This is a genomic window from Streptococcus rubneri (assembly GCF_004785935.1).
Classification (GTDB): Bacteria; Bacillota; Bacilli; order Lactobacillales; family Streptococcaceae; genus Streptococcus; species Streptococcus rubneri.
This window is the reverse complement of record NZ_SRRP01000001.1, coordinates 1017670-1043453: the sequence shown is the minus strand read 5'-3', so window position 1 is coordinate 1043453 and position 25784 is coordinate 1017670. Positions and strand designations below refer to the sequence as shown.

Below are 25784 nucleotides of genomic sequence, written 5' to 3'. Positions count from 1 at the left end.
AAAAATGTTATCATTTATTGAATACCCAAAATGTTCGACCTGTCGCAAGGCAAAGTCGGAGTTAAACGACTTAGGCTGTGAGTTTGATAGCCAAGACATCGTGGTAGATACCCCGACCAGTGAGCAACTACAAACCTGGATGACGGAATCTTCCCTACCGATCAAATCGTTCTTTAATACTAGTGGAATGAAGTATCGGGAATTGGGCTTGAAAGACAAGGTGAACCAGCTTTCGATAGAAGAAGCAGCGGACCTTTTAGCTAGCGATGGCATGCTGATCAAACGCCCTCTCTTAGTGAAAGATGGAAAAGTTGTTCAAGTGGGTTACCGGAAGCCATACGCAGACTTAGGTTTGTAGTAGGAAAGGGAGTTGGACTCCCTTTTCATTTTATCTTGAAGATGGTATAATCATACGAGTGAAGTCAATGAAAGAGAGTCAATCATGAGTATTTTAGAGGTAAAAAATTTAAGCCACGGCTTTGGAGACCGGGCTATTTTTGAGGATGTGTCCTTCCGTTTGTTAAAGGGTGAGCATATCGGATTAGTCGGAGCCAATGGTGAAGGGAAATCGACCTTCATGAGCATCGTGACAGGGAAGATGTTGCCTGACGAAGGAAAGGTTGAGTGGTCTAAGTATGTGACCGCTGGGTATCTGGATCAGCACGCTGTTCTAAAAGAAGGACAAACTGTGCGTGATGTTTTGCGGACAGCTTTCGACGAACTCTTTAAAGCAGAGGCTCGCATCAATGACCTCTATATGGAAATGGCTGAAGATGGAGCGGATATGGATGCCCTCATGGAAGAAGTCGGAGAGCTCCAGGATCGGTTAGAGAGTCGGGATTTTTATACCTTGGATGCCAAGATTGATGAAGTGGCTCGGGCTCTAGGGGTCATGGACTTTGGCATGGAGACAGATGTCACGGCCCTTTCAGGTGGGCAGCGGACCAAGGTCCTCTTGGCCAAACTCTTGCTAGAAAAACCTGATATCTTGCTACTAGATGAGCCGACCAACTACTTGGATGCGGAGCACATCGATTGGCTCAAGCGCTACTTGCAGAATTATGAAAATGCCTTTGTCCTTATTTCCCACGATATTCCTTTCTTGAATGATGTAATCAACATCGTCTACCATGTAGAAAATCAGCAGTTGACTCGCTATTCTGGGGACTATTACCAATTCCTCGAAGTCTATGAAATGAAAAAATCGCAATTGGAAGCGGCTTATGAGCGCCAACAAAAAGAGATTGCTGACCTCAAAGATTTCGTGGCCCGCAATAAGGCACGTGTGGCAACGCGGAATATGGCCATGTCTCGTCAGAAGAAGCTGGATAAGATGGAACTCATTGAGTTGCAAAGCGAGAAACCAAAACCTTCCTTTGAATTTAAAAATGCCCGTACACCTGGACGCTTTATCTTCCAGGCCAAGGATCTCCAAATTGGCTATGAACGTCCCTTGACTAAGCCTTTGAACTTGACCTTCGAGCGCAATCAAAAGGTAGCCATTATCGGAGCTAATGGGATCGGGAAAACCACTCTTTTGAAGAGTCTTTTAGGAATTATCCCTCCAATTGCTGGTGAAGTCGAGCGCGGGGATTATCTTGAGCTTGGCTATTTCGAGCAAGAGGTCGAAGGAGGCAATCGTCAGACACCGCTAGAAGCAGTCTGGAATGCCTTTCCAGCTCTCAATCAAGCAGAGGTTCGTGCAGCCCTTGCCCGCTGTGGCTTGACGACCAAGCATATCGAGAGCCAAATTCAGGTACTATCCGGTGGGGAGCAAGCCAAGGTACGCTTCTGTCTCTTGATGAACCGTGAAAACAATGTCTTGGTACTAGATGAGCCGACCAACCACTTGGATGTGGATGCCAAAGAAGAGTTGAAACGGGCCCTGAAAGAATACAAGGGATCGATCCTCATGGTTTGCCACGAGCCAGACTTCTATGAAGGCTGGATGGACCAAATCTGGGACTTTAATGAATTGACATAAAGACAAAAAGAGAACCGTCAGGTTCTCTTTTGCTTATTTCTTGAAATCATAGTCTTTGACGACTTCCATCTTTTCAATTTTGACATCTTCTTTTGGTTTGTCTTTGTCGTCAGTTTCAACTTCGGCGATTTTGTCAACTACATCCATGCCGTCGATGACCTGTCCAAAGACGGTGTAGTTGCCACCATCAAGGGTAGGGTTTCCACCATTCTTATAGGCTTCGATGATTTTAGCTGGAAAACGATCAGTTGGAAGCTTGCTTGAGATATCCGCCTTATTTTGGTTGATATAGAATTGGCTTCCATTTGTGTTTGGACCGGAATTGGCCATAGCTAAGGCACCTCGAAGATTGTAGAGGTAAGGGGAGTATTCATTTTCAAATCCAGAACCTGGATCTTTAGAGGTATCTTTGCCTTTCCAGATGGATTCACCACCCGTACCATCACCTTTAGGGTCTCCTGTTTGGATCATGAAGTTGTTAATCACACGGTGGAAGAGGAGACCGTCATAATAGCCTTCCTTAGCGTGGGTCAAGAAATTCTCAACGGCTAAAGGTGCGTATTTCGGAAAGAGCTTAACGGTAATGTCCCCTTTGTTGGTAGTGATTTTCACGACAGCTTCATCTTCGGCAACTTCGTTGGAGAGCTGAGGGAAGACCGCATTTTCATTGGTCATGGCATCGTTAAAATCTTTGCGCAGTTGTTCTAATTTCTTTTGTTCTTCTTCAATTTTCTTTTGATCTTTTTGATTAGAGCTAGACGTTGAAGTTTGCTCAGTTTGTTCTTTGCTTGAACTTGAAGAGCTAGAATTTGTTTTATTTGTTGTACAAGCTGTCAAAGCCAAGCCAGAAAATAATAGTAGGGCGATAATTTTTTTCATATTAATCCTCTCAACACATTTGTCTATTCTCTATTGTACCTTAATTTTTCATTTGATTCAAATCTAGTCATAGGAGGGGCTTATATTCAGCTTGCGTGCCTAAGAAAAATGAGGTAAGATAGGAGGTAACTTGTTTTGATGTCAGAGAATCTGTTTTCAAGTAAAAATAAAGTCTATAAATAGGAGGCTACAAATTGGATTATAAAGCACTAAGAAAAAACTATAGGCTCTATGTTAGAGCAGCAGGGCTTTTGGCAATACTCCTGATTTTTTGTATAGGGATAGTAGTCAGAGATACCTTTCTTCAAATTGGTGCAGTCTTATTGGTCCTTGCAGTCTTGTTTTTATTCATTCAATGGATCAAAAAGAACTATGCAAACAAGTGCAACACCTTGCTCCATGTAGACTTAGATTTAGTATCTTGGAGGCAATATCTTCAGCTGAACAAGGATGTGAAAAAACCTATCTTACGGACAGACATCAAACTTACCTCGGTTGCCTATTCTTTTATGATGGGAGAATTTGATACTGTCATAAAGGAAACCAGAGACGAACTTAGTCAGGCGGATTGTCCGCAGAAGTATAAGAACTTTTTTGAAAGTTATCTTATTCGATCAACCGTGCTGACAGATCCTGATTTGTCCAGAGAAGAGCTAGAGGCTCGGTTAAATGAATTGACCATTACAGACCCTACACTAGCTGAGAAAACAAGAAAGGTCTGTCTTGCTCTCTATGATTTAACCGTTGCCCACCAAAGCAATGATTATTTCGAAGACTTGACCAATGACTTCAAGTACCAGCAGTTAGAAATCATCTACTATCAAGCTTTGAATGCTACTCTTAAAGGTGATAAGGATAGAGCGAAGGAGCTTTTTAATAAGTTGCTATCAGAAGATACGTCGCTCTATATTGTTCGGATGGCAAAACAATACTTGGAGGATGAAGTTGGCGATGGGCTAGCGATTGAGGAGTAAGAGGAGAAGTGCTGGTTTTCTTGAGTGGAACAGTTGACGTTCTATTTAATAGCAAGTCTGGTGAGAAGAACTACTAAAAACTGACAGAATCAAAAGCTGGAGTAGACTATTGAAGTGAAAAAGTGACTAGCTTGCCACATATGTACAGTAAGGGAGGTTTAAAATGCATAGAAAAAATAGTTTAATTTATATAATGCGTTTTGCTGGTAAAGAGTACTACTTAGATATGATAAGAATGAAACTTTATGTGAATGATCAAAAAAAGCCCATTCGATTTGATAAGTGGACGGTTGGTCTAGCCTTCGTCATTGGTTTCGTAATCCTAGTCCCTTATTGGATCCATTCCATTTCTGTGGTTTATAAGACTGTCTTGCTTGTAGTGGGCTGGTTGGCGACTGCTAAATGGATCAGCCGTATGCTGACCATGGAACGAGATCCAAGTTTTGGAGAGTTTCATATAGAGGCGCTCGACAAGCAGGCAGAGTTTCTTTTAAGAATGAAATCAAAGCTTTATTATAAACTGTGGATTGGTCTGGCCTTGCTATATGCTAGTATTTTTCATGCAGTTCATTACATCATAGAAAATCTTCCGGAAAGCTATTGTATGAGTCTGATGATGTTCTATGGAGTCTATCTCTGTTTAGGTCAATCCCATATACTATCTCAGAGGAAGGTCCACAAAGAGCTAACAAAAAGCCTGACTAGATAAGGGTCAGGCTTGTACTTGGATGTGCTGATTTCATGTAAATTAATGAACAGAAAAGGGAATATTCAGATAAAAGTGAACCAGTAAAACTATTTGGGTCTGCCATAAAAGATGAAGTAAATAGAGAATCGAATCTTAATAATACTCAAATTGTAAGTGGAGATAGAAAACTGACTGTAGAAACCTATAAATTGTTTATGAATTAGGGAGGCAGTGCAAGGGATGTTTCTTCATCCGATTTATATTATGGTTTAAATTACATAGAATATAATTTCTCAAAACAAGGATATATTACATTTCAAAGGTAGAGTTATAATGCTTGGGATCCCTTTGGTTTATCGTCGAACGATGATCAAATTAAATAAGAAAACAAATGGTGATAAGAATGAATGTTAATATGAATTAAATACTATTTGGCATTGCTGTAGTTGTATCAATTGCTGGACTGTCATGGTATATTTTATATAATAGTACCTTTAAAAAAATACAATAATAGGAAATTTGCCTCACATTTGACCGTTCAAACTTTTGAAGATCAAAAATTGTTTTAGTTAGCCAAAAAGAGAACAAAGGCTATATTTACCATGGTCAAGATTATGTAATAACCTATTCAGAACATTGCCTGTTTACTGGAGATCTAAAGACACCTCCTTTAATTGGGGAAGAAGAATATTTCAAAGTAATTAGTTATGACCTGAATCATTTAGGCCACAAAAAAAGAATTTGATATTTATCGTCTATTAGGTAAAGATAATACATACCGTAGTGTTTGGAAAGTACCTGATAGCGATGGATATGCTGACGGGAATGATTATCTATCCTTAAACATACAAAAAATTGATAGAGGTAACTATTCTGATTTGAAGGACCCTAACAATATGCGGATCCTTTTCACTTTCACAGGAGCAAATTGTTCAAGGTGATGTTGAATCAAAGATCAACTATCTAGAAGATCAACCATCAGTCTATCAACGAAAAATTGATTGGGGCTGAGGAAGAATATATGATCAGTTGAGAAAAAAATTTAAATACCTATGGTTTAATTTTTTACCAATTAGGTTATCGAATGAAGTAAATAATGATAAAGTAAATATTTTTGGTACAAATTTTGCACATATCTACCCGGAAGTTGCAAAAAATATGAAATATATAGAAAAATTATATTTCCGCCTTAAACAATACAATGAACGCGAATGGTTTGATAAAATCATTCATTGGTTTGCGCCAGAAGGTCAAGAAGTTATGGAACTTTATGCTACTGACGAGACAACTCTGGAGAAAAAACACAAATTCACTCTTATGACGAGTTTGTAGCGTGGATTGAGTCTCATCCGAAACATTAATCATCTTCTAATCAAATTCAAGTTTTGAAGATCAATCTCTCTCATCTGTAGAGGGATTTTTTTCTTTAAAAGGTATAAAAATACCTCTTTTTTGCATAACTATCTATTCTGTTTTAGCGCTCTGTTCATATGTTGGACAATGTGAAAACGGTCAAGAACAATATTAGCATTTGGAAAAATAGTTTTGATTAAAGGGATGTAATTACCAGACATATCCATAGTAACAATTTCCCCCCCTTCTCGAGCTTCTTTAGAGTATTTGAAAAAGTGATTACGAATGGTTGTTTGTCGTCTGTTATCAAGAATAGTGATGATTTTCTTAGTCTCATAATCCTGAGCAATAAAGGCTAGCTTTCCCTTTTGATAAGAGAAATCATCCCAAGACAGTACTTCAGGTAAGGTAGAATGGTCATCCTTGAACTGAAATTGTTTAAGCTTACGATACACAGTTGAGGTCGAGATGGCAAGTTTTTCAGCGATGTGCGTCAAAGCTTCTCGATTAAGCAAGAGTTGAGCTGTTTTCTGCTTCACTAATTCAGAGATTTGACAGTTCTTCTGAACAAGGGAGGTCTCAGAAACCGTCACTTTATGGCAGTCTTTGCATTGAAATCTTCTCTTCTTCAAACGAATAAGACTAGGAAGTCCACCAATCTCAATAAAAGGAATCTTAGAAGGCTTTTGAAAGTTGTATTTGATTTGTTTTCCTTGACAATGACAACACTTAGGAGGGGTGTAATCAAGCGTAGCTTGCACCTCAATATGTGTCTCGCGTTGAAAAACTTTAGTTAAAGTGATATTTTTGTCTTTAATTCCGATTAATTCTGTAGTATGATAGAGTTGTCTCATATGATTCTTTCTATTTATGGTTTAGTCGCTTTGGAAAACCTGACAGTTTTATTAAGTGATACGTCTGAGTCGACAATTCGTCGTGACTTGGATGAGTTAGCGGCAGATGGCCAACTTAAACGTGTTGATAGTGGTGCTGAAAGGATTCATGGTCTAAAGGAAGAAATTGCCAATAGCCAAAAAGCTATCAGAAATGTTCAAGAAAAGGCTCAATTAGCTGGCTATGCTGCCGATTTGATTAAGGAAGGTGATGTCGTTTTTCTTGAGGCTAGTACAACGAATGAACTTTTGATTCCACATTTGAGCAATCGTCAGGTGACGGTTGTGACTAATTCTATCCATCATGCTGTTAAGCTGGTAGATCTCGGTATTAGTACTAGGATTATTGGTGGTAAGGTTAAACATTCAACAGATGCCTCTATTGGAAGTACAGCTCTGGAACAAATCAGACAACTGAATTTTGATTGTGCTTTCATTGGTGCTAATGGAGTTGATGCCAATTATTTCACAACGCCAGATATGGAAGAGGCGGTCATTAAACGAACAGTGATAGCTAATGCGCAAAAAGCCTATGTTCTAGCTGATGCCTCTAAACTTGGTCAGGTTACCTATGCTAAGGTAGCCGAGGTTGAGAAAGTAACTATAATCACAAATGCTTCGGAACAAGGGCTCCTTAAATAATTAAAAGAGAAAACGAGGGTTATTGAAGTATGATTTATACTGTGACGCTAAACCCATCAATCGACTTCATTGTTCGTATCGACAAGGTAGAGATTGGTGAAGTTAACCGTATAGAGAGTGATGATAAATTCGCTGGCGGTAAGGGTATTAATGTCAGCCGTATTCTACAACGTTTAGGAATTGACAATACTGCTACGGGCTTCATCGGTGGTTTTACAGGACGTTTTGTTACAGACAGTTTGGATGCTGAAGGTATTAAAACTACTTAGATTGGTGAGGCTGTAATGGTATTAGGAAAAGTAAGTGATTTTTTAATCAAGCATCAAAGATTGTTAACGTACTTAAGTATTTTTGCTGCGTTAATGTTATTAATTCGCTTAGTGTATGATGATGTTTTGATTGACCATGATAATCCCATCGTTTTAGCAATCTTTATAGGAATACTAGTTCTTTGGACCCTAGCATCTTACCTTAATCGAAGACAGCATATGCTATCCCACTTTATCTTACAGAGTTCGAAACTTATTAACGTCTATGCTGTAGACTTAAATTATCGTTTTATTGCGGTTAATAAGAATGATATTCGGCTCATGGAAGAAATCTTTTATTTCACTCCCAAAATTGGTGACTTTCCAATGAATTATCTTAATAGTGATGATGCTGCGCGTTTAAAAGCAAATGTTGATCGTGCGAAAAAGGGTGAAACATTTATATTTATGGATGCTATTAAGACAGGCGACAAAACGCTTTACTGGCAAAATATGTATTCTCCCATTTATAACAATCGCCAAAAAGTGATTGGTGTTTTTTGTTTTGTTCTTGATGTTACAGAGCAGAGACTTCATGAACTTGAAATACAGAGGATGGCATACGAAGATGTTTTAACACGGGTTCATAATCGACGATATATTGAGCTTGCTTTTGAGGAATGTCTGACACGTAAAGAAGAACAAATTACGGTTATTATATCTGATTTGGATAAATTCAAGGAAGCAAATGATACTTTTGGACATGCTACGGGAGATAAGATTCTAATTGAATTTGGTGATATTTTAACGAAGATAATGCCTGAAAGTGCTGTAATAGCAAGGTTAGGTGGAGATGAATTTGCGGTTTTACTCCCTGGAGTTTCTGAAAATCAAGCTGAATTTTTAATAAAACTTGTTCAAGCAGAAATGACTCTCAAAGATATGGGGATTACAGCATCTTTAGGTGCTTATACGGACTCTTATCAATCACATAAAAACTTCGTTGATTTTTTTGCAATAGCTGATAAGAAAATGTACGAAAATAAAAGTCAGAAAGGAGAACGTCGATGATGTTTCAAGATGTTGTTATTGTCATTCCTGCCTATGAACCTGATGACCGTTTGTTGGAACTTTTGAAAAATATTCGGGATAAGGAAAATCAAATGTTTGACATTATTCTAGTCGATGACGGTAGTGGAGCTGATTTTGCACCGTTATTTGCAATAGCGCAGAGTAACTATGCTTGTCATTTGCAAAGACATGCTGATAATAAAGGAAAAGGTCGTGCTTTAAAAACGGCTATTTCATATATTTTGGACAATTTTCCTAATGCCAAAGGAATTGTGACGATTGATTCTGATGGTCAACACACCTACGAAGACATGATGAAATGTTTGGCTGAATTTTTGCAACATCCTGATAGTTTGGTGCTGGGTGTTAGAACATTTGAAAAATCTGTTCCTTTACGTAGTAAATTTGGAAATTTATTGACAAGAGACGTCTTGGGGGCTATGACAGGTATGAACGTTTCTGATACGCAAACGGGGCTTCGTGTGATTCCTATGTCATGGTTGCCAAAACTCTTAACCGTGGAGGGTGAACGGTATGAATTTGAGATGAATATGTTACTTGAGGCAAAAGAGGACAATATTCTGATTTGTGAAGTTGGCATTGCAACGATTTATTTGGATGAAAATCAGTCGTCGCATTTTGATGCGATTCGTGACTCGATTAGAATTTACAAGGTTTTCTTCAAGTACATTTTTTCATCATTGTTTTCCTTCTTGGTTGATATTGTTGCTTTTACGATTTTAATTTCTTTGTTTAATGGATTGAGTTTTAGTGCGGTGACGTTAGCTTCGATTTTAGCGCGTGCGATATCATCTTTTGTTAATTTTACCTTGAATCATAAGGTGGTCTTTAAACGAGGTCAATCAAATAGTGCGATAAAATACTTTACTTTGGTGGTAGTACAGATTGTTTTGTCAAGTTTATTGGTAACAGTTCTAGGAAATGCCTTGACGATGCTGCCAATTTCATTGGTGAAGATTTTAGTTGACGGTACACTTTTCTTTGTCAGTTATTTTGTGCAAAAACATTTGATTTTTAGTGGAGGCGAGAATGAAGGCTAATAAGAGGATACTCTATTTCGTTGCATTTGTAACGACTGCCTTTTATTTAACTTGGCGTTTGGTGGCGACTATTCCGTGGCATGATTCATGGTTTGCGCTGATCTTTGGGATTTTATTGTGGGGAAGTGAGGTAGTTTCAGCCATTACAGGCTACATTCTCATTTGGAATAAGCAAAAGGACTTTGAGCTTGAAAAGCCTGAGATTGCTAAGGAGCGTTACCCAGATGTGGATGTTTTGATTGCAACGCATAATGAGGATCCAGAGTTGCTTTATAAGACGATTAATGCCTGTACTTTTATGGAATATCCTGATAAGTCTAAGGTGCATATCTACGTCTGTGATGATACCAATCGTCTAGAAGTTGCCAAATTGGCTGATGAGCTTGGTGTTGGTTATTTTGGTTTGGCAGATAATAAAGATGCCAAATCAGGAAACTACAATAATGCTTTACGTCAGACGTCATCACCTTTGGTGGCGACATTTGATGCGGATATGATTCCTTATCGTGAATTCCTGTTGGAAACTGTGCCTTATTTTGTTGAACAAGTTGAGGCTTATGAAAATGGTGACGATTATGATAAGTCAAAAGTTGGTTTGATTCAAACGCCACAAAGTTTTTACAATGCTGATATTTTCCAATTTAACTTGTTTTCAGAATCAACCTTACCAAACGAACAAGATTTCTTTTCCAAAGAAATTAATGTTTGCAATAATTCGCACGGTGCAGCGGTTTATACGGGGTCTAATACGGTTATTTTCCGCAAGGCGATTGAAGATGTTGGTGGTTTTCCGACAGATACTATTACGGAGGATTTCGAGCTAGGTGTTCGGATGAATGCGGCTGGTTATGTAAATTATTCGACGAAAAGTCCAATGGCTAGCGGGTTAACGCCAACAGATTTGAAGAGTGTCATCAAACAGCGCACGCGCTGGGGACGTGGCGTTATTCGCAGTAGCTACAATATGAATATCTTCTTTAATCCCAAATTGACAAAGGGGCAAAGAATTGTTTATATTAATGGCTATCTTTATTGGTGGTCTTTCTTTAGACGGTTATTGTATATCTTGGCACCGATTTTATATACGGTTTTCCATGTCCGTGTGGTGGTGTCAAATATCTTGCTACTGTTCCTATTCTGGTTGCCAAGTTACGCATTGACACACTTGTCAATGCGAGAAGTCTCAAAACAATACCGAACACAGGTTTGGGGAGAAATTGTGGAAACGATTTTTGCTCCGTATTTGTTTATTCCCATGATGTTGGAGTCCTTTGGCATTAGCAATAAAAAATTTAAGGTGACACGTAAGGGAAATGATACGTCGTGGACGTTGTACCTTTATGCGCTTCCTTATCTTGTTTTATGGGGATTAGCCGTTTATGGTTTGGTGACTTTTAACTATGGAAAATTTGGTTCAGAGCTTTTTTATGGAAGTATTATCAGTTTTTGGTTGATTTATCATATCATCAATTTGACCTTTGCGATTTTCTGTGCGCTTGGTCGTCCGATTTATCGCTCAAGTGAGCGTTTTACTGTTGATGAAGCTATGGTTATTGAGGTTGATGATGATTCTTACCAAGTGAGAGTCTGTGATATTTCAGAAACGGGGATTTCATTCTATACGGATTTACCATTGTATTTGCCGAAAGAAAAAGAACTGACGCTTAATTTGCAATCACGTGATTACCATGCGAGGGTAAAAGGTCATGTTGTTCGTGTTTTTGCGATTGATAATGGTTGGCGCTACGGCGTTCAATTTTCAGAAATTCCTGAAGCTGATAAGCGCGAATTTTATCAGTACATTTATGACCGCATTAATCACAATCTTCCGAAGGAAAAAGACCCTTGGATGACAACATGGGATGATTTATTTGAGAACTTTAGTCAACGTTTCCAAAATAATGAACGTCCTGTTTCAGCCTATGACCAAGTAGCTTTTCCGAAAGTTCGTGTTAATGAAGAGGTTCAGGTTGCTGGAAAAAAATGCCAGCTTAGAAAGACAGATTATTATTACATGACATTTTCTGGAAAATTTACAAATCCTAAAAAAGAACCGAATGTCGCATTTACCTACAAAGATTTGCCAATTCAGTTGACTTTTGTGTCCTATGATATTGATAGAGACGAATCGCTTTATCGAGTTACCAATTTAGCGGATTTGGATAGCTTACCTGCTTTTAAAGCCTTAGCAAATGAATGGAGAGGGAGAGTATGATTAGTATTGCTAGATTACTGTTGTTCTTTGTGATTACCATGGGGTACAATGCCTTTTTCCGTAATACTGTGAAGATGAATCGCAGTCTGACATGGGTGTTTACATTTTCAGTCATTACATTGGTATTGTACCTTGGTAGTTTGTTAGGCTTTATGTTGCAGACCGTGTATGCCATTTCTGTTTTGGGCTGTCTTTTGAGTCTTTATTATCTTTGGGCGGTATGGAAAAAGAAATATCGCTTTAGGAGACTTGATTATATTGCGCTTGGAATGATGGCTTATTTGCTTTTGTTTGGAATAACGCTCTGGCATTCACCGCTTTTACATTATGATAATTTTACGCATTGGGCAACGATTGTAAAATTTTTCCATATCAATAATGCTTTGCCAACACAGCAGGATACGATTATTAGTTATTATACCTATCCTGTTGGAAGTTCACTTTTCATTTATTTTTTCACGACTATCGTAGGCTTTTCAGAAGGTAGTATGTTGGTCGGGCAATTCTTCTTGATTGCTTCCAGTCTTTATGCCATGTTTGCGGCACTTCGTGATGATCGACGTGTCTTAATGGTTAGCATGATTTTTGCTTCGTTTGCTGTTTTTAATACGTTCAACGTTGCTATTCGATTAAATAATTTGCTGGTTGATTTTCTGCTTCCTGCCTTGGCCTTGGCAGCCATAGCAGGTTGTTTTGTCTATCGTAATCGTTTCTGGTTTTTGTCGCTAAATACGGCGGTAATTCTTGGATTATTAAGTATCGTCAAAGTAAGTGGACTTTTCTTTGTCGCTCTCGTTTTAGTAGTTTATGTGGTTTGTATTGTGCGTTTACTTGTTCGTAAAAGAGCACGTTTAAAAGCACTAGTGCTGCTCATAATGACCTTGCTAGTCAGCTGTCTTCCTTTTGTTATTTGGCAAAAGCATGTGACGGATAATTTCCCAAATGCCTCAAGTGCCAAGCATGCGGTGTCCATGTCAGAACTTGGTCAGGTATTGACTGGAAATCTGTCAGGCGACCCACAAAAAATTATCACTCTTTTTGTCAAATCGGTGTTTACGTTTGACAGTTTGGCAAGCAATGGAATTTTGATAATCAATCTGATTATGCTGATTGCCTTTATTGTGATTGGCATTCGTTTGAAATATAAGAAATTTGTCTTGTTGACTTGGGGATTTGTTGATATTTCGATTGTGACTTACTATATTGGCATTTTACTCATGTATCTGACAGCAATGCCGACTGATGAAGCGTTAGAATTAGCAGGATTTGAGCGCTATGCTTCGAGCATCGTTATCTTTGCTTTTGGTTGTTTGACCATGGCTTTAGCATGGGTAATGGACAAGTGTCTGTATGAAAAAATCATTAGTAAACGTAATGCTAGGTCTTACAAGTGCTTATTTAATAAACACTTGTACCAATACGCGAGCCTTGTTTTGACAGTTTATGCCATTGGAATGTTCTTGTCAGAAAATAATAGCATTGTTTACAATAACAATCAGGAAACAAACGAGGTCGTAAAAGAAATTCATCAGTTTACTGGAAGTCAGAGTAATTCGTCAACGGATAGAATTTTGGTTGTAACAGCAGATAAGGAGAATGTAGATAATTATTTTGTCCAATATGCTAGCCGTTATTATCTGTGGGATGTCAATGTTGATGCCAGAGAAAATTTTGTGTCGGCTGACCAAGAATTTTTAGATTTAATGGCATCATACAGCGACAGCGCAACAAGTTATTACCTCGGCAATGAAAATATGGATACTAGAGATGGTTCCAATTTAACAGACAATGACTTTATTGCACTCTTAAAAACGTATGACGAAGTCTTGATTTTAGATGACCATTATACGTTTAATGCCTTGACGAAAAAACTATTTGGTCGGACATATTCCCCAGGATTGTATAAAGTATCAGATATTCTTGCTGGAAAAGGGTAAGTTTTCTAGCTTTATCAAGCATAAGTCTTGATATTTCAAATAAAATATTCTATTATAACAAAAAATATGTAGAAGGAGGCGGAGTTTGTGACTTCGCCTCTTGTGGTGCTCAAAAGACTTTCTTGAACATTGGAGAGGAAGCTAAGATAAGTCCGTTTGAATTATCTGCTCTACTCATCACACAAAGCGAGGTCCTTAAAAGATACAATCCACGTTCCACACACTCAACACTAGCATAGAAAAATCTCATATCTACAAAAGCAATATCAGATTTTGGTTCTCGTGAACAATCAAAATATGATGGACTGAGCAGATAGCGGAGAATGAACTGAGATTTCTCTCTAGTCTTAATTTACTTGCTTGTCATTTGCTTCAAAAGACAATGCTAGACCTACCATAACTGTTTTTCATACAGCTATGGAATGTTTATCTTTTGAAAATCATTTTAGGTCTATTTGCTTCACTCAACACTTTCTCGATCTTCCTTTACCATAAAGACTGAAAAAATAAGGCTAGAACTGGTTTTAAGCCTTATTTTTTCTTCATCCATTGTCCAATTAGGTGAAAAATGATTGCAGGATTTTACTAGAGATGTGTGCTAGAAATATGGTATAATAAAGTTTATGGCAAACAGTAATCAAACAAAAAAAACACGATCTTCACGGAGGCCTACTAAGGCAGAGATCGAGCGTAAAAAAGCAATTCGGCGTATGGTGGTTAGTCTGGTATTGACCTTCATCTTTATTTTCGCTTTTTTCCGTCTAGGAGCACTCGGACTAGTAGCCTACAATCTCGTCCGTCTTCTAGTAGGAAGTTTAGCTTATCTAGCCATGACGGCCGTTATTTTTTATCTCTTCTTTTTTAAATGGGTGGAAAAGCACGAGGGAACTCTATCAGGATTTTTGAGCCTCTTTGCAGGCTTACTTCTGATTTATCAGGCTTATTTTGTGTCTGTCCTAAAACTTGAAGGCTCGTCGATTGGACCGACCCTATCTCGGATTCTTGGGGATTTGCTCCATCTTCGCGTCTCTTCTTTTGCAGGAGGAGGCGTACTAGGGGCGATTCTATACACACCGGTTGCCTTCTTGCTGTCTAACATTGGAACCTACTTCATTGGTGTTCTCTTAATTCTCCTAGGGGTTCTGATCATGAGCTCTTATTCTGTCTATGATTTGTATGAGAAGGCAGTGATGACGTTCCATGCTTTTATGGAGAAGCGAGAAACGCGGAGGCAAGAGCGCTTTGTCGAGCGTGAAGAGAAGAAAGCTCTAAAAGCAGAGGAGGCTACTCGCATCGAGCAACTAGCAGAAGCTAGTCCCATGAGCACAGAGGGCTATCCTGTAAATCTTGAGACAGGTGAGGTCATGGAACCTGTGATCGAAGCAGAAGCGCCTGTAGAGGAGTCCTACCCTCAAATCTATCTACCAAATGAAGAGGAAGGTTATTCGGAAGACTGGCCAGAAGACGATCCAGAGGAGATGGAAGAAGTTCCTGAGGAGGATATGGATGAAGAAGTCACTGTGGACTTCACACCTAAGGAACTCCTTCAGTACAAACTTCCAACGATTGATCTCTTCGCACCTGACAAGCCCAAAAACCAATCCAAAGAGAAGAACATCGTTCGCCAAAATATCCGCATTTTGGAAGAAACCTTTGCAAGCTTTAACATCAAGGCGACAGTGGAACGGGCGGAAATCGGCCCCTCTGTCACCAAGTATGAAGTCAAGCCGGCTGTCGGTGTGCGGGTCAACCGCATCTCCAACCTAGCAGATGATTTGGCCCTAGCCCTAGCAGCCAAGGATGTGCGAATCGAAGCACCGATTCCAGGGAAGTCTCTGGTCGGAATCGAAGTGCCCAACTCAGAGATTGCAACAGTTTCCTTCCGTGAATTGTGGGAGCAGTCCAAAACTGATCCTGCCAAACTCCTTGAGATTCCTCTTGGGAAGGCCGTAGATGGTTCAGCGCGGACCTTTGATTTGGCTCGGATGCCCCACCTCTTGGTAGCAGGGTCTACCGGATCTGGTAAATCGGTTGCGGTTAATGGAATCATTTCGAGTATCTTGATGAAGGCCCGTCCAGATGAAGTCAAATTTATGATGGTCGATCCAAAGATGGTGGAACTTTCTGTTTACAATGATATTCCTCACCTCTTGATTCCAGTGGTGACCAATCCACGCAAGGCCAGTCGAGCCCTACAAAAGGTTGTCGATGAGATGGAAAATCGCTATGAGCTCTTCTCGAAAGTGGGTGCTCGGAATATTGCTGGCTTTAATGCTAAGGTGGCTGAATACAATGCCCAGTCTGAGATGAAGCAAGTACCACTTCCATTGATTGTGGTCATTGTCGATGAGTTGGCAGACTTGATGATGGTCGCAAGTAAAGAAGTGGAAGATGCTATTATTCGCCTGGGACAAAAGGCGCGCGCAGCGGGGATCCACATGATCCTTGCGACCCAACGGCCATCGGTTGATGTTATCTCAGGTTTAATCAAGGCCAATGTGCCTTCCCGTGTCGCTTTTGCGGTATCATCCGGGACCGACTCACGGACCATCTTAGATGAAAATGGAGCAGAGAAGTTGCTCGGTCGGGGAGATATGCTCTTTAAACCGATCGATGAAAACCACCCGATTCGTCTACAGGGATCCTTTATCTCAGATGACGATGTCGAGCGGATTGTCAACTTTGTCAAAGAACAAGCAGAAGCGGATTATGACGATGCCTTTGATCCTGGCGAAGTATCCGAGTCAGACTTTGACGGAGGCATGGGTGGCTCCGACGAGGGTGATCCACTCTTTGAAGAGGCTAAGGCTCTCGTCATTGAAACTCAGAAAGCTAGTGCGTCAATGATCCAACGTCGCCTATCGGTTGGCTTCAACCGGGCGACCCGCCTCATGGAAGACTTGGAAGCGGCGGGTGTCATCGGACCAGCTGAAGGAACCAAGCCAAGAAAGGTCTTGCAGACCAATTAATCTTTCTTTAAATGAAGAAGGAATGAGATATTTGACAATAGCAAAAACCTGCCTGTACAAAGGGCAGGTTTTGTTTACGAATAAAAAGAAAGGATAGCAGATGCATCTCGATACCATTCACCACATTGCCATTATTGGCCACGATTATGACAAAACCAGAGAATTTTATGTAGACAAGTTAGGCTTCGTACCTTTAGACGAACACCATCGACCAGAAAAGCAGGATATTCTCTTTAATATTCGAAAGGGAAATCTGACTTTAGAAATATTTATCAAACCAGATGCCCCAAAGAGACCCTTTCTCCCTCATCCAGAACATACCGGTCTCCGTCATCTGGCTTTTAAAGTGGAAAATGTTCAAGCCTGTCTAGCAGAGTTTGACCAATTGGGAATTCCTCATACAGAGCTACGGGTGGACGATTTTGATGGGCGCAAAATGGCCTTCTTCTTTGATCCAGATGGCTTACCTCTTGAACTTCATGAATAGGTCTACACCATCTTCGGTCTCTAGTCCCAAGCCAGAAGACATTCTTTTTGCTAAACTAGATACAGAAAAAAGAAAGAAGAAAATATGGAAGAGAAGCGATATAGCGGGCTAACGAATGAGCAAGTCCAAAGCAGAGTCAGAGAAGGCAAACAAAATCGAGTAACCATCACGGCAGAAAAGTCGACGAGAGAGATTATTTATTCAAATGTCTTTACTTATTTCAACCTGGTTTTTGGTATTCTAGCTATTTTATTGATACTAGTACGGTCTTGGAACAATATGTTATTTGTTCCCATTGTCGTCGTTAACTCCTTGATTGGGATTGTTCAAGAATTGCGGTCCCGTCGGATTTTGAATAAGATGCGCCTCCTTCAAGTGGAGAAAGCTAGAGTGATTCGTGAAGGAGAACGGCTGGACCTTCCTGTCGACCAGGTGGTAGAGGGGGATGTTGTCTTGTTCCAAGCAGGGGATCAGATCTATGCAGATGCCAAGATTCTAGATGGCTCGATTATGGTCGATGAGTCCCAATTAACAGGTGAAGCAGATGAAATCCCTAAAGGTGAGAATCAACAACTCATGTCAGGTAGTTTTGTCATTTCAGGTCAGGCAGTTGCGGTCTTGGAGCAAGTAGGAGATACGTCTTATATTAATCAGCTGAGTCTCTCCGCCAAGAAAGTCAAGGGACACGAAGAATCGGAAATGGTTCATGCAGTGGACGGCCTTGTCAGAATGATTGGAATGATTCTCCTCCCGATTGGCTTGCTCTTGTTTTTGCAGAGTTATCTAGGAAATCAAGAAACCTTCAAAGTTAGCATCACCTCTATGGTCGGTGCCATCATTGGGATGATCCCAGAGGGACTCTACCTCTTAATGACTCTGGCCTTGGTGCTTGGAGCAACTCGTTTAGCCCTTCAAAAGGTCCTACTCAACAGTATGAAGGGAATTGAAACCCTATCCCGTATAGACGTCCTCTGCCTAGACAAGACGGGGACCATTACCGAACACAGGATGCAGGTGAGTGAGTTCCTCCCTTTGGCGCTAGATGAAAAAGAAGGCAAAGAAATATTAAGTCACTATCTTCAGGCAAGTGAAGATCAGAATGATACCATCACGGCCATTCGCAAGTCTCACTCCGTCCACCAAACCCAAGTATGGCCCGTTCAAGACCGTCTTCCTTTTTCATCTAAGAAGAAATTTGGGGGCCTTCAGTTCCAAGAAGGGATCTACCTATTAGGAGCACCGGATGTTTTGCTCAGAGATGATCTCGATGCTTACCAAGAAGTGTGGCAACGAGAGATTGAACGAGGTGCGCGTGTCCTTATTTTGGGGCATTACCAGGGGGAACAGCTGACGGAAGTATTAGAAGCTCCAGTCCTTCCCCTTCTAGCCCTGGTCTTGGAGAATCCTGTACGGTCGACTGCTCCTGAAACATTTGCCTATTTCCAAAAACAAGGGGTGACTATCAAGGTTATTTCAGGAGATCATCCTGTGACAGTTGCTGCCGTTGCTCAAAAAGCAGGTATTCCAGATGCGGATCGGGTCGTAGATGCGAGTCAGCTCAAGACGCGTGAGGAGGTGGTAGAGGCAGCCAGGACCTACACCGTCTTTGGACGAGTTAGTCCAGAACAAAAGCAAATCCTCGTAGAGAGCTTGCAAGTGGATGGTCATAAGGTTGGGATGACAGGGGATGGGGTCAATGATATCCTAGCTATGAAAAAGGCAGATTGTAGTATTGCCATGAATACGGGACATGATGCGACCAAAAAGGTGGCCCAGGTTGTGCTTTTAGATTCGGACTTTTCTCACATGCCATCGATTGTAGATGAAGGTCGCCGAGTGGTCAACAATATTCAACGTTCGGCGAGTCTCTTTTTGGTCAAGAATATCTTTTCAATTTTATTGGCTATTTTGGCCATTCTCTTTAGTTTCACCTATCCCATCCAGGCTTCTCAGATGTCCTTGATCAGTGGATTTACCATTGGAATCCCCGGTTTCTTGCTGGCCTTGGAGAAGAATCGTGCCCGGATAGAAGGAGACTTTATTGAAACCGTGATAGAGCAAGCTCTTCCAGCTGCCTTGACCAATCTCATATCAGTCCTTTTCCTTGTGGTTCTGGGTCCTTTCCTTGCATTAAGTCAGGGAGAAATTTCGACCATCTCTATCTACTTGCTGGCATTGATTGGCTTTACAAAAGTATACCAACTCAGCCTTCCCTTTAATCATGTAAAATTGGGCATCATCCTTCTGAATATAGCTGGATTTTGCCTGTCGGTTTTTGTATTTTCTTCCATTTTTAATCTCAGCCATCTTCATCTGACTGGCTGGATCATGACCCTTGTCCTAGGACTGGTCATGGAAGGAGTCTTGTGGTTGATGAATCGTCTTATTTATTCCTTAGTGACCCGTCTGCATAAGTCCAGAAACAAATAGAAAAACGGTATGAACTATGATTTTAGTTCATACCGTTTTATTGATGCTTTAGATCAGATGAAGAGACTGATCGTCATAATGAGGTAAAGAAAGAAGGTAATGAGGAAGCCTGCTCGCCAAAAGTATTTAAAAAATTTCGGATAATAAAAGCTATGTCTCTTTTTCAAAAAATAAATGGTTAAGCCAATAGCTAAGAGGGACAAGGCCAATAGCAATTGCGGCAACAAATTATGATAGTAAGCCGCATCTGAAATTAAATAGTATTCTAGCGCGAAAAGAGGAAAAGCCAGGTCGGCAAAATTCCAACCATATCGACGCAGTTTAAAGACTCGAATAATAATCCCACTGAGAATCAGGGTCAAAAAAATAAATACAAGGGAAGCAACTTTTATTAACATACCTCCATTTTATCACAAAAGTAAAAAAAGTGTGATGAAAATGAAATTTTTTCTTGCATTCGGAAGAAAATAGTGTATAATAGAAAGGTATGCGCAGAGCATACTTGTGGGAGGTAAAAATCTGTAATTACCGCCAAAACCACAAAGGAGGATTTAAGAAATGGCTAAAAAAGTCGAAAAACTTGTAAAATTGCAAATCCCTGCTGGTAAAGCTACTCCAGCTCCACCGGTTGGACCAGCACTTGGTCAAGCAGGTATCAACATCATGGGATTCACTAAAGAGTTTAACGCTCGTACAGCTGACCAAGCTGGTATGATTATCCCAGTTGTGATCACTGTTTATGAAGATAAATCATTTGATTTCGTTACAAAAACACCACCAGCTGCTGTTCTTTTGAAAAAAGCTGCAGGTGTTGAAAAAGGATCAGGTACACCTAACAAAACGAAAGTTGCAACAGTTACTCGTGCACAAGTACAAGAAATTGCTGAAACTAAGATGCCAGATTTGAACGCTGCAAACATTGAGTCTGCAATGCGTATGATCGAAGGTACTGCTCGTTCTATGGGATTCACTGTTACTGACTAATTGTAACAATCCTATTTGCCCGCAATACACTTGATCATGAGACGAGTGACGTGGGAGATGAAAATCGATATGACCACATTACAAGGAGAAAGATAAAATGGCTAAAAAAAGCAAACAACTTCGTGCTGCACTTGAAAAAATCGACAGCACAAAAGCATACAGCGTAGAAGAAGCTGTAGCTCTTGCAAAAGAAACTAACTTTGCAAAATTTGATGCAACTGTAGAAGTTGCTTACAACTTGAACATCGACGTGAAAAAAGCTGACCAACAAATCCGTGGAGCAATGGTATTGCCAAACGGAACTGGTAAAACTGCTCGCGTTCTTGTATTTGCACGTGGTGCAAAAGCTGAAGAAGCAAAAGCTGCTGGTGCAGACTTCGTAGGTGAAGATGACCTTGTTGCGAAAATCAACGATGGTTGGTTGGACTTCGACGTTGTTATCGCTACACCTGACATGATGGCTCTTGTTGGACGTCTTGGACGTGTCCTTGGACCACGTAACTTGATGCCAAACCCTAAAACTGGTACTGTAACAATGGATATTGCTAAAGCAGTTGAAGAGTCTAAAGGTGGTAAAATCACTTACCGTGCAGACCGTGCAGGTATCGTTCAAGCGATTATCGGTAAAGTGTCATTTGACGCTGATAAATTGGTTGAAAACTTCAAAGCTTTCAACGATGTTATCCAAAAAGCAAAACCAGCTACAGCTAAAGGTACTTACGTAACTAGCTTGACTTTGACTACAACTCAAGGTCCTGGTATCAAAGTGGATGTTAACTCACTTTAATTAGAATGTAAAGCTACTTTCGGGTAGCTTTTTTGTTTGTTTAGTGTATTTTTTAACAAAATAGTTATAGAAGTTTTAGCAGGAGATAAAAGTTGGAAGGATAAAAATTTTTTGATGGATTTCACTATATAAAAAACGCTTTTTGTGGTAAAATAATACAGATCATAAAAGGAGTGACAAAATGGTAGAACCTAAGTATAAACGTATTTTAATTAAGTTATCAGGTGAAGCGTTAGCCGGTGAACGGGGTGTCGGAATTGATATCAAGACGGTTCAAAAGATGGCCCTTGAAATCAAAGAAGTTCATGACCTTGGAATTGAAATTGCTCTCGTTATCGGTGGAGGAAATCTCTGGCGTGGAGAGCCTGCGGCAGAAGCAGGTATGGATCGCGTTCAAGCAGATTACACTGGAATGCTTGGAACAGTTATGAATGCCTTGGTGATGGCAGATTCCCTTCAACAAGTTGGAGTGGATACGCGCGTTCAAACAGCTATTTCCATGCAACAAGTCGCTGAGCCATATATTCGTGGCCGTGCCCTTCGTCACTTAGAAAAAGAGCGCATCGTCATCTTTGGGGCAGGTATTGGTTCCCCATACTTCTCAACAGATACAACGGCTGCTCTTCGTGCCGCTGAAATTGAAGCAGACGCAATCTTGATGGCCAAGAATGGTGTTGATGGCGTTTATAATGCTGATCCAAAGAAAGACAAGACAGCAGTGAAGTTTGAAGAATTAACTCACCGTGATGTCATCAATAAAGGTCTTCGTATCATGGATTCGACAGCATCGACCATCTCAATGGACAATGATATTGACTTAGTCGTTTTCAACATGAATGAGTCAGGTAACATCAAACGCGTTGTCTTTGGAGAAAATATCGGTACTACCGTTTCTAATAATGTAGAAAAATAAGGAAGTTAGAGGAATAAAATGGCAAATCCAATCGTAGAAAAAGCTAAAGAAAGAATGTCTCAGTCTCACCAAAGTTTGGGACGTGAATTTGGAAGTATCCGGGCAGGTCGTGCAAACGCAAGTCTCTTGGACCGTATCTATGTTCAATATTACGGAGTTGATACTCCATTGAATCAAATCGCATCTATCACGATTCCAGAAGCCCGTGTGATGTTGATCACGCCTTTTGACAAGTCTTCATTGAAAGATATTGAGCACGCTTTGAATGCTTCTGACCTTGGTATTACTCCGGCTAACGATGGTTCGGTCATTCGCTTGGTCATCCCAGCTTTGACAGAAGAAACTCGTCGTGACTTGGCCAAAGAAGTGAAAAAAGTTGGTGAAAATGCTAAGGTAGCGATCCGTAACATCCGTCGTGATGCGATGGATGAAGCTAAGAAACAAGAAAAAGCAAAAGAAATCACTGAAGATGAATTGAAGGGTCTTGAAAAAGAAATCCAAAAAGTAACGGATGATGCTGTGAAACATATCGATGAAATGACAGCTCACAAAGAAAAAGAATTGCTTGAAGTCTAATCATTTCCAGCAGTTTACAGAGGAAATGAACTCAGTTGGCACTGCTGGCTGGGTTTTATTTCCATTAAGGGGCTATTGATCATCATTAGCCAGAAAGAAGGAAGAAATGAATACCAATCTCGCACATGATATCGTGGGCCTTGTTACAGATGAGAATGACCGTTTTTACTTTGTCCAAAAGGATGGGCAAACCTATGCCTTGGACAAGTCTGAAGGAGAGCATGCTCTTGGAGAGTCCGTCAAGGGCTTTGTCTATACGGATATGAAGCAACGTTTGCGCCTGACCACACTTGAAGTTACAGCTCGTCAGGACCAATTTGGTTGGGGGACAGTGACAGAAGTTCGTAAGGACCTGGGTGTTTTTGTCGATACTGGTCTACCAGACAAGGAGATTGTCGTCTCTCTGGATATTCTGCCAGAAATCAAAGATTTGTGGCCTAAAAAAGGGGATAAACTCTTTGTTCGCCTGGAAGTCGATAAAAAAGACCGGATTTGGGGTGTCTTGGCCTATCAAGAAGACTTCCAACGGATTGCTCGTCCAGCCTACAACAATATGCAGAATCAGAACTGGCCGGCTATCGTCTATCGTTTAAAGCTTTCAGGGACCTTTGTTTACTTACCTGAGAACAATATGCTTGGCTTTATCCATCCAAGTGAGCGCTATGCAGAACCCCGCTTGGGACAAGTCCTAGATGCCCGGGTTATTGGTTTCCGAGAGGTGGATCGAACCTTGAATTTATCCTTGAAGCCACGCTCGTTTGAAATGCTGGAAAACGATGCACAGATGATTTTGGCATATTTAGAAAACAACGGAGGCTTTATGACCTTGAATGATAAGTCCTCCCCAGAAGAAATTAAGGCAACCTTTGGCATTTCCAAGGGGCAGTTCAAAAAAGCTCTGGGAGGCTTGATGAAAGCAGGGAAAATCACACAGGATGCCTTTGGTACAGAATTAAAATAAGAGGAGTCCTATGCGAAAATCATTTTATACTTGGTTGATGACAGAGCGCAATCCCAAAAGCAATGCTCCCAAGGCTCTTCTGGCAGATCTGGCCTTTCATGAGACAGCTTTTCCAAAGCATACAGATGATTTTGATGAGGTTAGTCGCTTTCTGGAAGAGCATGCCAGTTTCTCCTTTAATCTAGGAGATTTTGATGCAATTTGGGAAGAATACCTAGGTCATTAAATACAAGAAAATCAAAGTGGGCCGGGGATGGTCAATTCTCGGTCTCTTTGTTATAATAGAGAAAACTTACAGAAATAGAGAGGTTCTTTATTTGAAAGAACATTCAATTGATATTCAATTAAGTCATCCAGATGATCTCTTCCATCTATTTGGGTCCAATGAACGTCACTTGCGTTTGATGGAGCAGGAGTTGGATGTGGTCATCCATGCCCGAACAGAAATTGTCCAGGTCATCGGTCAAGAAGAAGATTGTGAAAAAGCCAGACAAGTTATTGAGGCTTTGCTTATCTTGGTAAATCGTGGCATGACTATCGGGACGCCAGATGTTGTAACAGCTATTCAAATGGTTCGTAATGATGAGCTGGATAAGTTCGTGGCCTTGTATGAAGAAGAAATCATCAAGGATAGCTACGGCAAGCCCATTCGGGTCAAAACGCTAGGTCAAAAGATTTATGTAGATAGTGTCAAGCACCATGATGTGACCTTCGGGATTGGACCAGCAGGGACTGGGAAGACCTTCTTGGCAGTAACTTTGGCCGTGACCGCCCTCAAGCGTGGTCAAGTCAAGCGCATTATTTTGACTCGCCCAGCCGTGGAAGCAGGAGAGAGCCTTGGTTTCCTTCCAGGGGATCTCAAGGAAAAGGTAGACCCTTATCTACGTCCAGTCTATGATGCCCTCTATCAAATCTTGGGCAAGGACCAGACCACTCGGATGATGGAGCGGGAGATTATTGAGATAGCTCCCTTAGCTTATATGCGGGGTCGGACCTTGGATGATGCCTTTGTTATTCTTGATGAAGCGCAAAATACAACCATCATGCAGATGAAGATGTTCTTGACCCGTCTTGGTTTTAACTCCAAGATGATTGTCAATGGAGACACTAGCCAGATTGACCTTCCTCGAAATGTCAAATCCGGCTTGATTGATGCCCAGGAGAAGTTAAAAAATATTTCTCAGATTGATTTTGTGCACTTCTCTGCTAAGGATGTTGTTCGCCATCCTGTTGTAGCAGAAATTATCCGGGCCTACGAGCCCCTCCCAAATCCAGTGCTCAAAGAAAAACTGGATGTGGAAGAAGAAACGGAATAAAAGAAGAGGCAAAGATCTTATAATCTTTGCCTTAAATTGACGATAAAATCATTTTCTAGCCTTTCCTTAGGTGAGAACGGACGTCAGCGAACTTCTTCGAAGTTCCATGACTAAATCAAGATACAAAGGGCGTCTGCGGATAAAGTCAAAATAGGAAGTTTGACGCAGAATCTTTTGATTCTAGAAAAACTTATCTTTTTGACACAATCCGCAGCCCGTGTTCAATTTTTATTAAGCCCCTTCGCTCTTTAATTTCTGGGCTCAGGCTAAAACAGTTTCCCAAACTGTTTTACTCTCAATTATTCCGAGTGCTTGAAACTAAATTGTTTCAGGCACTTTTCTCACAGCGGAAAGTCTCTGAAAATGATTTAAAAAGCTCAAAACAACTTGTTTTTTTCAAAACTTTTTTATTAGTT

General features: G+C 40.5%; 22 protein-coding genes and 2 pseudogenes. 21 read left to right on the top strand and 3 right to left on the bottom strand.

What is annotated here, in order from left to right; translation table 11 throughout:
• Positions 1–4: 4 nt before the first annotated feature.
• Together E5S68_RS05255 and E5S68_RS05250 are read left to right on the top strand one after the other, a co-directional pair.
• Positions 5–358, top strand: coding sequence for an arsenate reductase family protein (locus E5S68_RS05255; protein ID WP_135782640.1), 354 nt, complete (start codon positions 5–7; stop codon positions 356–358).
• Positions 359–442: 84 nt separating this feature from the next.
• Positions 443–1984: an ABC-F family ATP-binding cassette domain-containing protein gene (locus E5S68_RS05250; protein ID WP_135782639.1), complete on the top strand. Its 1542-nt coding sequence runs from the start codon at positions 443–445 to the stop codon at positions 1982–1984.
• A gap of 33 nt (positions 1985–2017) precedes the next feature.
• Here the strand turns inward: E5S68_RS05250 and E5S68_RS05245 are convergent, their stop codons facing one another.
• Positions 2018–2863, bottom strand: a complete 846-nt coding sequence (locus E5S68_RS05245; protein WP_135782638.1) for a peptidylprolyl isomerase — start codon at positions 2861–2863, stop codon at positions 2018–2020.
• A gap of 194 nt (positions 2864–3057) precedes the next feature.
• Here E5S68_RS05245 and E5S68_RS05240 point away from each other — a divergent pair, with 194 nt between their 5' ends.
• From E5S68_RS05240 to E5S68_RS05230, 3 genes are all read left to right on the top strand, one after another.
• Positions 3058–3837, top strand: coding sequence for a hypothetical protein (locus tag E5S68_RS05240; RefSeq protein ID WP_200773478.1), 780 nt, complete (start codon positions 3058–3060; stop codon positions 3835–3837).
• Between the two features lie 163 nt (positions 3838–4000).
• Positions 4001–4546, top strand: coding sequence for a hypothetical protein (locus tag E5S68_RS05235; protein WP_135782637.1), 546 nt, complete (start codon positions 4001–4003; stop codon positions 4544–4546).
• Positions 4547–5554: 1008 nt separating this feature from the next.
• Positions 5555–5857 carry a hypothetical protein gene (locus E5S68_RS05230; protein WP_135782636.1) on the top strand — a complete coding sequence of 101 codons (303 nt, stop codon included), beginning with the start codon at positions 5555–5557 and terminating at the stop codon, positions 5855–5857.
• Between the two features lie 131 nt (positions 5858–5988).
• Here E5S68_RS05230 and E5S68_RS05225 read toward each other — a convergent pair.
• Positions 5989–6732, bottom strand: a pseudogene (locus E5S68_RS05225) (ISL3 family transposase); the annotation flags it as partial.
• On the opposite strand from E5S68_RS05225, the gene E5S68_RS05220 reads away from it, so the two are divergent.
• The 9 genes and pseudogenes from E5S68_RS05220 (at position 6733) to E5S68_RS05175 (ending at position 19831) form a co-directional block, all read left to right on the top strand.
• Positions 6733–7413: a DeoR/GlpR family DNA-binding transcription regulator gene (locus E5S68_RS05220; protein ID WP_420879738.1), complete on the top strand. Its 681-nt coding sequence runs from the start codon at positions 6733–6735 to the stop codon at positions 7411–7413.
• A gap of 29 nt (positions 7414–7442) precedes the next feature.
• A pseudogene (locus E5S68_RS05215) lies at positions 7443–7676 on the top strand (PfkB family carbohydrate kinase); the annotation flags it as partial.
• A gap of 21 nt (positions 7677–7697) precedes the next feature.
• Positions 7698–8732, top strand: a complete 1035-nt coding sequence (locus E5S68_RS05210) for a sensor domain-containing diguanylate cyclase (RefSeq protein WP_135782634.1) — start codon at positions 7698–7700, stop codon at positions 8730–8732.
• The gene (locus tag E5S68_RS05205; protein WP_135782633.1) at positions 8729–9793 is read left to right on the top strand and encodes a bifunctional glycosyltransferase family 2/GtrA family protein; all 1065 of its coding nucleotides are present in this window, start codon (positions 8729–8731) and stop codon (positions 9791–9793) included. The genes E5S68_RS05210 and E5S68_RS05205 overlap by 4 nt, the downstream gene beginning before the upstream one ends.
• The gene (locus E5S68_RS05200) at positions 9783–12008 is read left to right on the top strand and encodes a glycosyltransferase family 2 protein (protein WP_135782632.1); all 2226 of its coding nucleotides are present in this window, start codon (positions 9783–9785) and stop codon (positions 12006–12008) included. Before E5S68_RS05205 ends, E5S68_RS05200 begins: the two co-directional genes overlap by 11 nt.
• A complete protein-coding gene (locus E5S68_RS05195) occupies positions 12005–13945 on the top strand; it encodes a hypothetical protein (protein ID WP_135782631.1) in 1941 nt (646 codons plus the stop codon). The genes E5S68_RS05200 and E5S68_RS05195 overlap by 4 nt, the downstream gene beginning before the upstream one ends.
• A gap of 623 nt (positions 13946–14568) precedes the next feature.
• Positions 14569–16914, top strand: a complete 2346-nt coding sequence (locus E5S68_RS05185) for a DNA translocase FtsK (RefSeq protein WP_135782630.1) — start codon at positions 14569–14571, stop codon at positions 16912–16914.
• 100 nt (positions 16915–17014) lie between these two features.
• The gene (gloA2, locus tag E5S68_RS05180) at positions 17015–17401 is read left to right on the top strand and encodes an SMU1112c/YaeR family gloxylase I-like metalloprotein (RefSeq protein WP_135782629.1); all 387 of its coding nucleotides are present in this window, start codon (positions 17015–17017) and stop codon (positions 17399–17401) included.
• Positions 17402–17485: 84 nt separating this feature from the next.
• Positions 17486–19831 carry an HAD-IC family P-type ATPase gene (locus E5S68_RS05175; protein WP_135782628.1) on the top strand — a complete coding sequence of 782 codons (2346 nt, stop codon included), beginning with the start codon at positions 17486–17488 and terminating at the stop codon, positions 19829–19831.
• 53 nt (positions 19832–19884) lie between these two features.
• Here the strand turns inward: E5S68_RS05175 and E5S68_RS05170 are convergent, their stop codons facing one another.
• Positions 19885–20229: a DUF3397 family protein gene (locus E5S68_RS05170; protein ID WP_135782627.1), complete on the bottom strand. Its 345-nt coding sequence runs from the start codon at positions 20227–20229 to the stop codon at positions 19885–19887.
• Positions 20230–20389: 160 nt separating this feature from the next.
• Between E5S68_RS05170 and rplK the strand changes: the two genes are divergently transcribed.
• The 7 genes from rplK (at position 20390) to E5S68_RS05135 (ending at position 25368) form a co-directional block, all read left to right on the top strand.
• Positions 20390–20815 (top strand): 50S ribosomal protein L11, encoded by a 426-nt coding sequence (gene rplK / locus E5S68_RS05165; protein WP_006595850.1) that lies wholly within the window; start codon positions 20390–20392, stop codon positions 20813–20815.
• A 97-nt stretch (positions 20816–20912) separates the two neighbouring features.
• Positions 20913–21602, top strand: a complete 690-nt coding sequence (gene rplA / locus E5S68_RS05160; RefSeq protein ID WP_135782626.1) for a 50S ribosomal protein L1 — start codon at positions 20913–20915, stop codon at positions 21600–21602.
• Positions 21603–21783: 181 nt separating this feature from the next.
• The gene (gene pyrH, locus E5S68_RS05155; RefSeq protein WP_135782625.1) at positions 21784–22515 is read left to right on the top strand and encodes a UMP kinase; all 732 of its coding nucleotides are present in this window, start codon (positions 21784–21786) and stop codon (positions 22513–22515) included.
• Between the two features lie 18 nt (positions 22516–22533).
• The gene (frr, locus tag E5S68_RS05150) at positions 22534–23091 is read left to right on the top strand and encodes a ribosome recycling factor (protein WP_006595853.1); all 558 of its coding nucleotides are present in this window, start codon (positions 22534–22536) and stop codon (positions 23089–23091) included.
• A gap of 106 nt (positions 23092–23197) precedes the next feature.
• The gene (cvfB, locus tag E5S68_RS05145; RefSeq protein WP_135782624.1) at positions 23198–24052 is read left to right on the top strand and encodes an RNA-binding virulence regulatory protein CvfB; all 855 of its coding nucleotides are present in this window, start codon (positions 23198–23200) and stop codon (positions 24050–24052) included.
• A gap of 10 nt (positions 24053–24062) precedes the next feature.
• Positions 24063–24278 carry a YozE family protein gene (locus E5S68_RS05140; RefSeq protein WP_023023987.1) on the top strand — a complete coding sequence of 72 codons (216 nt, stop codon included), beginning with the start codon at positions 24063–24065 and terminating at the stop codon, positions 24276–24278.
• Between the two features lie 91 nt (positions 24279–24369).
• Positions 24370–25368 carry a PhoH family protein gene (locus tag E5S68_RS05135; protein ID WP_195563249.1) on the top strand — a complete coding sequence of 333 codons (999 nt, stop codon included), beginning with the start codon at positions 24370–24372 and terminating at the stop codon, positions 25366–25368.
• The last annotated feature ends 416 nt before the right edge of the window (positions 25369–25784 follow it).